The sequence below is a fragment of the Streptomyces sp. NPDC005492 genome (genome assembly GCF_040605995.1).
Taxonomy (GTDB): domain Bacteria; phylum Actinomycetota; class Actinomycetes; order Streptomycetales; family Streptomycetaceae; genus Streptomyces.
In genome coordinates, this window is record NZ_JBEXDX010000092.1 from 1 (window position 1) to 11,652 (window position 11,652).

Annotated in this window: 9 protein-coding genes and 1 pseudogene; 3 read left to right on the forward strand and 7 right to left on the reverse strand. The window is 70.3% G+C overall.

Annotation, left to right across the window (positions count from 1 at the left end):
- Positions 1-120: 120 nt before the first annotated feature.
- Positions 121-2,202: a glycoside hydrolase family 31 protein gene (locus ABZT04_RS45270; protein WP_356066390.1), complete on the reverse strand. Its 2,082-nt coding sequence runs from the start codon at positions 2,200-2,202 to the stop codon at positions 121-123.
- Between the two features lie 242 nt (positions 2,203-2,444).
- Here ABZT04_RS45270 and ABZT04_RS45275 point away from each other — a divergent pair, with 242 nt between their 5' ends.
- A complete protein-coding gene (locus tag ABZT04_RS45275) occupies positions 2,445-2,855 on the forward strand; it encodes a VOC family protein (protein ID WP_356066393.1) in 411 nt (136 codons plus the stop codon).
- A 115-nt stretch (positions 2,856-2,970) separates the two neighbouring features.
- Here ABZT04_RS45275 and ABZT04_RS45280 read toward each other — a convergent pair whose 3' ends face one another.
- Both ABZT04_RS45280 and ABZT04_RS45285 read right to left on the reverse strand, forming a co-directional pair.
- The gene (locus ABZT04_RS45280; protein ID WP_356066395.1) at positions 2,971-4,311 is read right to left on the reverse strand and encodes an MFS transporter; all 1,341 of its coding nucleotides are present in this window, start codon (positions 4,309-4,311) and stop codon (positions 2,971-2,973) included.
- A 186-nt stretch (positions 4,312-4,497) separates the two neighbouring features.
- Positions 4,498-5,163, reverse strand: coding sequence for a TetR/AcrR family transcriptional regulator (locus ABZT04_RS45285; protein WP_356066397.1), 666 nt, complete (start codon positions 5,161-5,163; stop codon positions 4,498-4,500).
- A gap of 139 nt (positions 5,164-5,302) precedes the next feature.
- Here ABZT04_RS45285 and ABZT04_RS45290 point away from each other — a divergent pair, with 139 nt between their 5' ends.
- Positions 5,303-6,181 carry a shikimate dehydrogenase gene (locus ABZT04_RS45290; RefSeq protein ID WP_356066399.1) on the forward strand — a complete coding sequence of 293 codons (879 nt, stop codon included), beginning with the start codon at positions 5,303-5,305 and terminating at the stop codon, positions 6,179-6,181.
- Between the two features lie 32 nt (positions 6,182-6,213).
- Positions 6,214-8,013: a TIM barrel protein gene (locus ABZT04_RS45295; RefSeq protein WP_356066402.1), complete on the forward strand. Its 1,800-nt coding sequence runs from the start codon at positions 6,214-6,216 to the stop codon at positions 8,011-8,013.
- Here the strand turns inward: ABZT04_RS45295 and ABZT04_RS45300 are convergent.
- From ABZT04_RS45300 to ABZT04_RS45315, 4 genes and pseudogenes are all read right to left on the reverse strand, one after another.
- On the reverse strand, positions 8,000-9,463 hold the full coding sequence (locus ABZT04_RS45300; protein WP_356066407.1) for a membrane-associated oxidoreductase: 1,464 nt from the start codon (positions 9,461-9,463) through the stop codon (positions 8,000-8,002). The two genes, ABZT04_RS45295 and ABZT04_RS45300, sit on opposite strands and share 14 nt — an antisense overlap.
- Positions 9,464-9,560: 97 nt before the next feature.
- On the reverse strand, positions 9,561-10,148 hold the full coding sequence (locus tag ABZT04_RS45305) for a histidine phosphatase family protein (RefSeq protein WP_356066404.1): 588 nt from the start codon (positions 10,146-10,148) through the stop codon (positions 9,561-9,563).
- A gap of 6 nt (positions 10,149-10,154) precedes the next feature.
- A complete protein-coding gene (gnd, locus tag ABZT04_RS45310) occupies positions 10,155-11,033 on the reverse strand; it encodes a phosphogluconate dehydrogenase (NAD(+)-dependent, decarboxylating) (protein ID WP_356066406.1) in 879 nt (292 codons plus the stop codon).
- Position 11,034: 1 nt separating this feature from the next.
- Positions 11,035-11,652: pseudogene (locus tag ABZT04_RS45315) on the reverse strand (glucose-6-phosphate isomerase); the annotation flags it as partial.

Here is an 11,652-nt window from a genome sequence, read left to right on the forward strand (position 1 = left end):
TCTGCCGGTTGTTCCCGCCCCTCCCTGGTTTATTTGGCGGGGTTTTGTTGGGGCACCCACTGGGGCCCCGGGCCGGGCGGCACCGGCCGCCCCTGAAATCGGCCGGTGCGCGCGGGGCCCCTACTGGCGGCGCAGGGCGGCGAGCGCCTTGTCGGCGCCCCGCGCGCGCAGGTTCACGAAGGCGGGGGTGACGGTCAGCGGAGTCGCGTACGACTTCAGTGTCACCGGTCCCCGTACTGTCGTACTCCGGACGGTGTCGTACCACGTGCCCGCCGGGAGGTGGATGTCACGAGCGGCCGACCCGGTGAGGTTCGGGGCCGCGAGAATCGCGGGGCCCAGCATCCACTCGTCGGTGATCGTGTAACTCGCCCTGTCCTGAGGGAAGTCGAAGAACAGCGGCCGCACGATCGGGTCACCGGTCCGGAGTGTGCGCCGCACCTGGTCCCAAATGTACGGCGCCAGCCGCTCATGGCGGGCGATCGCCTCGCGGTACAGGGCGACGGTCTGCTCGTCGTAGGACACTTCCTGACGGGTCGTCACATCCGTCGGGCCGGCCGGGGACGTCGAGGCGTACATCAGCGCCATGTACGACGCCGACTGCGCCCAGCGGACGAGGACCTCCTTCGTCGGCGGGGGCTGCCCGTCGGAGCCGCCGATCATGTCGGTCTCGACGAAGGGGTAGCCGATGGTGGACAGGGCGAGGTTCTGGGAGACGGACGCCCGGAGGGAGTTCCAGCCGGTGCCCTTGTCCATCTGGCGGACGACGAACCCGGCCTGGTGCGCGGCGCTGCCCCAGTGGACGCGGATGCCGGCGCCCTGGAGGTCGTAGGAGTCGGCGAGTTGGGAGCCGAGCCGCTGGTAGTCGGTGCGGGTGTGGCCTGCGCGCGGGGCGCAGTGGTCGTCGAAGAAGCGGGTGTCGAATTTGAGGCCGTCGACACCGTAACTGTCCATCAGTGTCTTCAGGTTGCCCTGGTACCAGGTCTTCGCCGCCGGGTTGCCGAGGTCGACGATTCCGGCTGTGCCGTTCCACCAGGTGACCGTGCAGGGCTTCGTCGGGTCGGCCGCGTCGTGCAGGAGGTAGTCGTGGTCTGCCGCGTACTGGTAGTTGGTGGAGTCGAGGTTGATCCAGAGGGTGACCCAGAGACCGAAGTCGTAGCCCAGGACGTGGATCTGGTCCGACATCGACTTCGGGTCGGGGTAGGCCTTCGGGTCGAAGGTCATGTTGCCGTAGTTCGACTCCCACTTGTCGTCGAGCTGGACGGTGTGGCCACCAAGTCCCTTGTCGTGCAGGGCGGTTGCGTAGGCGAGCAGCTTCTCCTGGTCGACGCCGGTGTAGAACTGCGCCCACGAATTCCACAGCGGCTTCTCGAACTGCTCGTACGTCGCGTCACTTTGGCGGGGCTTGCCGACGATGCCGATGTAGTCGTCGTAGACCGCGCGAGGGGTCGACTCGACGAACACGGTGGCCTTGTAGGTGCCGCCCGAGTCGACGCCGAAGCGGCCCAGTCCGTCCTGGCCGGCGTTGAGGGAGACGTCCATGGTGTCGCCGGTGTCGACGTACAGACCGGCCGAACTCTCCGTGTACCAGAAGGGATCGACCATCTGGTACGAGGCCGGGCCGAAGTCCGGCTGCTCGACCTGCCCGGCGTCCAGCGGCCACGGCTGGTCGGTGTACGGCCCGCCGGAGGGGGTGCTGGTCTCGCCGTGGCCGTACCAGTGGCCGGAGCGGGAGAGGTCGTAGTCGAGGCCGAGTTCCGTCGTCTCAACACCCCTTACCTCCCAATCGAGTTGGTAGCGGTCGGCGGTCGGGATGAGCCGTGCCTCGATCTCGGTGCCGGTGAGTGTGGTCTCGGCTGTGAGGGTGAGTACGCCGGTGCGCCAGCTCCAGCCGGTGAGGGCGGTCGCGTGCTGCCAGGTGTCGTCGGGGCCGGATCTGAAACGCAGGGCGTCGGCGGCGGTGGCGAGGACGGTGCGGCCCGATCTGCTGGTGGTCAGGGTGAGTTGGCCGGTGGTCGGCACGGTGACGGAGTAGCCGGGGGAGGTGTGCGTCGGCGGGACGTGGAGGGAGACCTGGGTGGAGGAGGCGGAAACCGTCGGCACGGCCGGGGCGCTCACTGGGGTGCCGTGGGCCGTCGACGGCAGGAAGGCAACGGTCAGCGCGGTCGCGAGGAGGCAGCCGAAGTTGCGGGAAAAGATGCGCACCACTCGGGTCCTTCCGCGGGAGACGGGAGAGTCATGGTGTTGCCGTGCAGCAGCGCTGTTCTTTTCTGCTCGTTCCGGCCGATGTTCTTGCGCGAAACGTCAACTGTCAACGGGGGGTGAGCATCGGATGACGGTCCTAGGACATGAGGCGCAGGACGGATGGCCGATGGTCCGGCGACCGGTGCCCGCCTAGGCTGCGAGACCTGTCACCGCAGTTCAGGAGCAGGGGAGTTGAGGTCACGATGCCCGTCAACGGCCGCAGCCGCATCAGGATCGCCCGCCCGTCCCGGGACCTCGCCGTGGCCGGTCGCTTCTGGTCCGACGGCCTCGGGCTCGCTGTCCTGTGGCGGACCGAGGGCGGCATCGAACCCGGCGAACACGACCTGCTGATGCTCGGCTGGCCCGACGCCGACTGGCACCTGGAACTCGTCCACGAACCCGGCACCCCGATCGAGCCACGCCCCACGGAGGAGGACCTCCTCGTGATCTACGTCGACGGCCCGGTACCGGAGGACCTGGTAACCCGCCTTGAGCACCACGGCGGCAAGCGGGTGCCGTCCCCCAACCCGTACTGGAACGAGTGGGGGATCACGATCGAGGACCCGGACGGGTATCGGCTGGTGCTGCGCACGCGGGCGTGGTCCAACTCGTAGGTCGATCCTGATGCGCCACGGCGATCGCCTAACTCGCCTGGAACAAGACGGAGTTCAGCCGCTCACTACAGCATGAGGCGTCCGGCACCCGAGGGCTCACGAGCGGGCACCGTCCTCAGGCCGTCACCGTCTCCGGCTGTGCGGCCTCCCGCGGCGACCGCGTGCCGAGGTGCTCCGTCGGAACCGTGTGGGTCTCGCGGGCCGAAAGGGCTGCGATGACCGGCGGGACGCACAGAGCCGCTGTGAACAGCGCCACCGAGGACCAGTCCGTGCCCTCGGGGCCCGCGATCCGCGCGGCGAAGGTGACCGCGAAGCCCGCCACGGCGAAGCCGATCTGCGTACCGATGGCCATGCCGGACAGCCGGACGCGGGTCGAGAACATCTCGCCGTAGAAGGCGGGCCACACGCCGTTCGCGGCGCTGTAGACGACGCCGAAGGCCACGATGCCCAGCACCAGCGTCAGGGCGTAGTTGCCGGTGGAGATCGCCCAGAGGTAGAGGAACATCGTGATCGCGCTGCCGACCGCGCCGATCAGGTACACCGGGCGGCGGCCGATGCGGTCGGACAGGGTGGCCCACAGGGGGATCGCGGCGAGGGCGACGAGGTTGGCGAGGGCGCCCACCCAGAGCATCGATGTGCGGGACATGCCGACGGAGTCGCTGGTCGCGTAGGCCAGCGCCCAGACCGTGAAGATCGTGGAGACGGAGGCGATGAGCGCGCCCCCGATCACCCGCAGGACGTCCGTCCAGTGCTCGCGCAGCAGCACCACGAGGGGCAGTTTCACGACACCCTCGGTGGCCGCCTGCCGGGCGAAGGCCGGGGTCTCCTGGAGCTTGCGGCGCATGAAATAGCCGGCGACCGCGACCAGGACGCTCGCCCAGAACGGGACGCGCCAGCCCCAGGACATCAACTGCTTGTCGGGAAGTTGGGCGACGGCGAGGAAGACGAGGGTGGCGATGAGCTGGCCGCCCTGGGTGCCGCCCAGCGTGAAGCTGGTGAAGAAACCGCGCCGGTCCGCCGGCGCGTGCTCCAGTGTCATGGAGCTGGCGCTCGCCTGCTCGCCGGCCGCGGAGATGCCCTGGAGGACCCGGCACAGGACGAGGAGGACCGGGGCGAGAGAGCCCACCTGGGCACGGGTCGGCAGACAGCCGATGAGGAACGTCGACAGGCCCATCAGCAGCAGCGTGAAGATCATGACCTTCTTGCGGCCCACCCGGTCACCGAAGTGCCCGAGGAACAGCGCTCCGACCGGCCGGGCCGCGTAGGCGACCCCGAAGGTCGCCAGGGAGAGCAGGGTCGCCGTCGCGGGGTCCGAGTCGTCGAAGAAGATCTTGGGGAAGATCAGCGCGGCGGCACTGCCGTAGATGAAGAAGTCGTAGTACTCCAGGGCGCTGCCGATCCACGCGGCGGCGGCCGCCTTCTTCGGCTGCCCGACGGCTTTGGCGGGGACGGACACGGCTTGCTCCTTCGGGGAAACTCCACCGTGGGCGGAGTGAGCGGTGACGGGGGCACGAGGACGCCGGGGGACGCCGCAGGATGTGCGGCTAATTAACCCACTGGGTAGTTAGTCTCGGTGGGTAGGGATGTTGCGCCCACGTTTCCCGGGTGTCAAGGGGTGCCGCCGAGTGGTCTCGGTGGCGCGTCAGTCCTTCGCCCGCTCCGCCGTCAGATAGGCGATCACCATGTCGCCCAGCATCGCCCGGTAGTACTCGCGCCGGTCCGCCGCGACCAGGTCGCGGCCGAACAGGGCGCCGAAGGTGTGCCGGTTGGCGACCCGGAAGAAGCAGAAGGAGCTGATCATCGCGTGCAGGTCGACGGCGTCCACATCGGCCGTGAACAGGCCGGACGCCTGTCCGGACTCCAGGATGCGGCGGATCACGTCGAGTGCGGGCGAGCCGATCCTCCCCAGCTTCTCGGAGGCGGCGATGTGCTCGGCCCCGTGGATGTTCTCGATGCTCACCAGGCGGATGAAGTCCGGGTGCCGCTCGTGGTGGTCGAAGGTCACCTCCGCGAGCCGCCGGATGGCCGCGACCGGGTCCAGGTGCTCGACGTCCAGCCCCTGTTCGGCCTCGCGGATCACGCCGTAGGCCCGCTCCAGGACCGCCGTGAAGAGCTGCTCCTTGCCGCCGAAGTAGTAGTAGATCATCCGCTTGGTGGTGCGGGTGCGGGCGGCGATCTCGTCGACGCGGGCGCCGTCGTAGCCGGCCCGTGCGAACTCCTGGGTCGCCACGTCGAGGATCTCGGCCCTGGTGCGGGCGGCGTCACGGATCCGCCCGCCGGGTCGTGCCGGTTCTTCGACGCTGGTCATCGGGTTCCTTCGGGAGTACGGCCGGTGCCGCAGATTGTAGAAGGCGGGACCGGCGACGCCGCCCACGTCTTCCCCGAGGACGTCACGGCTGATATAGCTAACGTACTAGTTCGTACATTGTGGCGCTCGGGAGGTCCATGTGGCCAGGGACTCGTATCTCGTCGGACTGATCGGCTCCGGTATCGGCCCCTCGCTCAGCCCCGCCCTGCACGAACGCGAGGCCGACCGACAGGGTCTGCGGTACCTGTACCGGCTGATCGACATCGACGTGCTCGGCGTCGGGCCGGAGGCGGTGGGCGAGCTGGTGCGCGCTGCCCGCGACCTGGGCTTCGACGGGCTCAACATCACCCACCCGTGCAAGCGGCTCGTCATCGAGCACCTGGACGCCCTCGCTCCGCAGGCCGAGGCGCTGGGTGCGGTCAACACCGTCGTCCTCGGCGCGGACGGCCGCGCGGTCGGCCACAACACGGACGTCACCGGCTTCGCGGCCTCCTTCGCGCGGGGACTGCCCGACGCGCCCATGGAACGGGTCGTCCAACTCGGCGCCGGCGGCGCGGGCGCGGCGGTCGCGCACGCCACGCTCACCCTCGGCGCCGAGCGGGTCACCGTCGTCGACGCGCTGGCCGACCGGGCCGTCGATCTCACCGAAGCCCTGAACCGGCACTTCGGCGCGGGCCGTGCCGCCGCCGCCACACCGGACCGGCTGGGCGAGTTGCTCAGGTCGGCCCATGGTGTCGTGCACGCCACCCCGACAGGGATGGCGGCGCATCCCGGACTGCCCTTCCCCGCCGAGCTGCTGCACCCCGGACTGTGGGTCGCCGAGGTCGTCTACCGCCCCCTGGAGACCCAACTGCTGCGCACCGCCCGAGCGTTGGGCTGTGCCACCCTCGACGGCGGCGGCATGGCGGTCTTCCAGGCGGCCGACGCGTTCCGCCTGTTCACCGGGCGTGAGCCCGACAGTGCGCGGATGCTCGCCGACATCGCGGACCTGGCCGGTGCCGTGCCCGCCCCGAAGTAGCCGTGCCCGCAGCGACCTTGAGAGGTACACCGATGCGTACGTCCATCGCCACCGTCTCCCTCAGCGGCTCCCTCACCGAGAAACTCACCGCCGCCTCCCGGGCCGGCTTCGACGGCGTCGAGATCTTCGAGAACGACCTCCTGGCCTGCCCGCTCGCTCCGGAGGAGATCCGCGCCCGCTGCGCCGACCTCGGCCTGACGATCGACCTCTACCAGCCGATGCGGGACATCGAGGCGGTCCCCGAGGCCGAGTTCGCCCGCAACCTGCGCCGCGCCCGGCACAAGTTCGAGCTGATGCGCAGGCTCGGCACCGACACCGTCCTCGTCTGCTCCAGCGTCTCCCCCCGCGCCCAGGACGATGACGCCCTCGCCGCCGCACAGCTCAGCGAACTGGCCGACGTCGCCCAGGAGTTCGGCGTCCGCGTCGCCTACGAGGCGCTCGCCTGGGGACGTCACGTCAGCACGTACGACCATGCCTGGCGCATCGTCGAGACGGCCGGCCACCCCGCGCTCGGCACCTGCCTCGACAGCTTCCACATCCTCTCCCGGGGCTCCGACCCCAAGGGCATCCAGGACATCCCCGGCGAGAAGATCTTCTTCCTCCAGCTCGCCGACGCCCCGCTGCTCGCGATGGACGTCCTCCAGTGGAGCCGCCACTACCGCTGCTTCCCCGGGCAGGGCGGCTTCGACGTCGCCGGACTCCTGCGGCACGTCCTGAGCGCGGGCTACGACGGCCCGCTCTCGCTGGAGATCTTCAACGACGTGTTCCGGCAGGCGGAAGCGGGCCCCACGGCGGTGGACGCACGCCGCTCGCTGCTCGTCCTCCAGGAAACGGTCGGCCTCTCGCGGCCGCCCGCCCCCGTCGTCCCCACGGGCATCGCCTTCGCCGAACTCGTCACACCCGACGCGGAACCCGTCTCGGCGCTGCTCGGCGCCCTGGGCTTCGCCCGCACGGCCCGCCACCGCAGCAAACCGGTCGACCTGTGGCAGCAGGGCGCGGCCCGCGTCCTGGTCAACACCGGCCCCGCGCTACGACGGGACGGCACCGCCCTCGCCGCGATCGGCCTGGAGTCGCCCGACCCGGAGGGCGCCGCCCGCCGCGCCGAGGCACTCCTCGCGCCCGTCCTGCCCCGCCGCCGGGCACCCGAGGACGCCCCGCTCGAAGCGGTCGCCGCACCGGACGGCACGGAACTCTTCTTCTGCGCCCCGGACACCCCAGAACTCCCCGGCTGGCGGGCCGACTTCACCGACATCCCAGGGCAACCGCCCGCAGGGACAGGCGTCCAGGGCATCGACCACCTCGCCCTCACCCAGCCCTGGCACCAGTTCGACGAGGCGACCCTCTTCCACCGCAGCGTCCTCGGACTCCACGCCCAGGAGAGCGTCGACGTCGCCGACCCCTACGGCCTGCTGCGCAGCCGCGCCGTCACCACCCCCGACGGCGCCGTCCGGATCGCGCTCAGCGTCGGCGCGGCCCCGACCGAGGACGACGCCCACGCCCAGCACATCGCCCTGGCCACCGACGACGTGGTCGCCGCGGCCGGCCGGTTCCGCGCGTCCGGCGGCCGGTTGCTGCCGATGCCCGCCAACTACTACGACGACCTCGCGGCCCGATTCGACTTCGCCGAGGGCGAGTTGGAGACGTACCAGGACCTCGGCATCCTCTACGACCGGGACACGGACGGCGAGTTCCGGCACTGCTACACCCGCACGATCGGGCGGGTCTTCTTCGAACTCGTCCAGCGCGACGGCGACTACCGAGGTTACGGCGCCGCCAACGCGCCGGTGCGCCTCGCCGCCCAGCACACGGCGAACCGTCTCACTGGCGGCTGACGGTCCTGGTCACGCCGGTGACGACGGTCGTGGCCAGGATCCAGCCGGTGATGATCAGGCCGTAGCCGAGGTACTGGTACCAGCCGGCCGGGGCGAACGCGTCCTCCTGGCCGAAGGAGATCACCGGCAGCAGCAGGTCGAGGGTGTAGAAGACCGGGTTGAAGTGCGGTGCCTCGGACGCCTTGAGCGGGTGCGGGTGGTGCAGGCCGTAGGCGACGGAGCCGATGGCCAGCAGTGAGAGCAGCCAGGCGCAGGCGCGCAGCGGGCGGAAGCCGTAGCCCACGGTGGCGTCCTGGACGTAGCCCCAGATACGGCCGTACCACGGGAGGGTGCGGCGCAGGCGGCGCTGCTTGGCGAGTTGGACGAAGCGGGCCGCGTTGTCGTCGCCGACGCGGCGGTAGGCGGCGGCCAACTCCTCGTAGGCGTGCGGGACATAGCCGTCTCCGTCGCGTTCCAGCATGGTCAGCCGGCGTTCGGCGGGCTCGTGGGGGATGAGCGTGGTGTAGGCGAGACTGGTGAGGAAGACCTGGTCCCCCAGCACCTTCGGGTCCAGCAGCAGGACGTCGATCTGGGCGTTGCGCAGCACGACACCCCCCTCGACGGGCGGACTCTCGCGCAGCCAGAGTTCCCCCATCGTGGTGCTGCTCGCCAGCAGCGCCGGACCGCCGGGGTTGGACAGGGTGGTGTACGACAGGTCGAGCCGGCCCGAGATCCGGGCTCCGCGCAGACCGATCCAGCCCTCCACCCGGGCCTCCCGGAACACGATGTTGCCCTCCACGACGAGCACTTCGGCGTCGATGGCTGAGTCCCCGGGGTTGGAGAGGTGCGCGTCGTTGAGGTTGACCGACCCGGCGACGCTCGCGCCGCTGAGCCGTATCTGACCCCGGGTGCGCAGCCCGGTCGCCCGGAGGTCGTCGCCCACGGCCGCCTGGTTGAGCTGGAGCACCGGCTGATCCGCGTCCGGCGCGGTGATCTCGGCGCCCTCCAGGTACAGGCTCCCGGCGATCTTCGCCCCGGCGAGCCGCACCAGGCCGTGGAACCGGGCCCGGGTCAGCCGCAGTACGCCGTCCACCCGCATGGCGTGGGCGGTGAGCCCGGGCAGGACCGAGTCGCCTAGGTTGAGTTCACGCAGCCGGGCGGCATAGCAGCGGGGCGCCTCGTCGAAGTGGCAGTAGCGCAGCCGGACGGGGTGGTCGATCGTCGCGTACTGCAGGTCGAGCATGCCGGTGATCCGGGCGCCCGCCAGACTCAGGGAGGCTATCTCGCCCGCTTCCTGGGGCCCGTTGAGCAGCAGGGCCCGCAACACCTCGGCGCGGACGGTCCGTTCGGGCCCCCAGTCGCGGCCGTCCGCCACGTCCTCGTCCTCCGCCGTACGGAAGTCCACGGACTCGCCCAACGGGAAGGCCCGCCAGACCTGTTCCTCGGCCGCTGTCAGCTCGTTGATCTCCATCAACAGGCGACTTTAGTCCGACTGGTGTCGTGGGCCCAGGGACGGCGACGGCCCGGACCGTGCGCCAACGCGCGGTCCGGGCCGTGGTGTTGTGCAGTTACGGGCGGGTGTTCCACTCCGCGATCACGGGACGGTCGTGCTCGGTGGAGAGGCGGCTGACGGTGCCGGTCGCCAGTTGGAACAGCCGGCCGTCCGCCGCCGTCAGGCCGAGCCGGCGTGCGGTGAGGACGCGCAGGAAGTGGGCGTGCGCCACCAGGACCACGTCACCGTCCACGAGCGCGCTGTCCACCCGCTTCAGCACCCGGTCGACTCGCTCGGAGATCTCGTCCGGGGACTCGCCGGGGTGTCCGGCGGGCCCCGGCGGCACGCCGTCTGTCCACAGGTACCAGTCGGGGCGGGTGCGGTGGATGTCGACGGTGGTGACACCCTCGTAGCCGCCGTAGTCCCACTCGTGCAGGTCGGGGTCGGGTGCGGCCCCGGTGATGCCCGCGAGTTCGGCGGTGCGTATCGCGCGGTCGAGCGGGCTGGTGAGTGCGAGTGCGAAGGTCCGGCCCGAGAGGAGCGGAGCGAGGGACTTGGCCTGTTCCTCGCCGTGCGGGGTCAGGGGCAGGTCGGTCCAACTGGTGTGCCGGCCCGACACGCTCCACTCCGTCTCACCGTGGCGGACCAGCAGAAGATCCCCCACGGCGCGCTACTCCTTCGACTCGACGGCGTGGCCGCCGAACTGGTTGCGCAGCGCCGCGACCATCTTCATCTGCGGCGAGTCGTCCTGACGGGACGCGAAGCGCGCGAAGAGGGAGGCCGTGATCGCGGGCAGCGGCACGGCGTTGTCGATGGCGGCCTCGACGGTCCAGCGGCCCTCGCCGGAGTCCTCCGCGTAGCCCTTGAGCTTGTCCAAGTGCTCATCGCTGTCAAGGGCGTTGACGGCCAGGTCGAGCAGCCAGGAGCGGATGACCGTGCCCTCCTGCCAGGACCGGAAGACCTCGCGCACGTCCGTGACGGAGTCGACCTTCTCCAGCAGCTCCCAGCCCTCGGCATAGGCCTGCATCATGGCGTACTCGATGCCGTTGTGGACCATCTTCGAGAAGTGCCCGGCGCCGACCTTGCCGGCGTGCACGAAGCCGAAGTCGCCCTCGGGCTTGAGCGCGTCGAAGACCGGCTGCACCTTCGCGATGTTCTCGGCGTCGCCGCCGACCATCAGGGCGTAGCCGTTCTGCAGGCCCCACACGCCGCCGGAGACACCCGCGTCGACGAAGCCGATGCCCTTGGCGCCCAGCTCCTCGGCGTGCTTCTCGTCGTCCGTCCAGCGGGAGTTGCCGCCGTCGACCACCGTGTCGCCGGGCTGGAGCAGCTCGCCCAGCTCGTCGACGACCGACTGGGTCGGGGCGCCGGCCGGGACCATCACCCAGACCGTGCGCGGGGCTTCGAGCTTCTCGACCAGTTCGGCCAGGTCGCTCACGTCGGAGACCTCGGGGTTGCGGTCGTAGCCGATGACGGTGTGGCCGGCGCGGCGGATCCGCTCGCGCATGTTGCCGCCCATCTTGCCGAGACCGATGAGTCCGAGCTGCATGTCAGTTCACTTCCTGAGAATCCTGGGAATTGCGGAGAGTGCGGTAAGTGGCCACAAGGGCTGTCGTCGACGCGTCCAGGCCCGGCACGTCGGCGCCTTCGGTGAGGGCGGGTTCGACGCGCTTGGCGAGGACCTTGCCCAGTTCGACGCCCCACTGGTCGAAGGAGTCGATGTTCCAGATCGCGCCCTGGACGAACACCTTGTGCTCGTAGAGCGCGATGAGCTGGCCCAGGACGGAGGGGGTCAGTTCGCGGGCCAGGATCGTGGTGGTGGGGTGGTTGCCCTGGAACGTCTTGTGCGGCACCAGCTCCTCCGCCACCCCCTCGGCGCGCACCTCGTCGGGTGTCTTGCCGAACGCCAACGCCTGTGTCTGGGCGAAGAAGTTGGCCATCAGCAGGTCGTGCTGCGCCTTCAGCGCCTCGCTCAGCTCGCCGACCGGGTTGGCGAAGCCGATGAAGTCCGCCGGGATCAACTTGGTGCCCTGGTGGATGAGTTGGTAGTAGGCGTGCTGCCCGTTCGTGCCGGGCGTGCCCCACACCACCGGGCCGGTCTGCCACTCCACCGGATTCCCGTCCCGGTCCACCGACTTGCCGTTGGACTCCATGTCCAACTGCTGCAA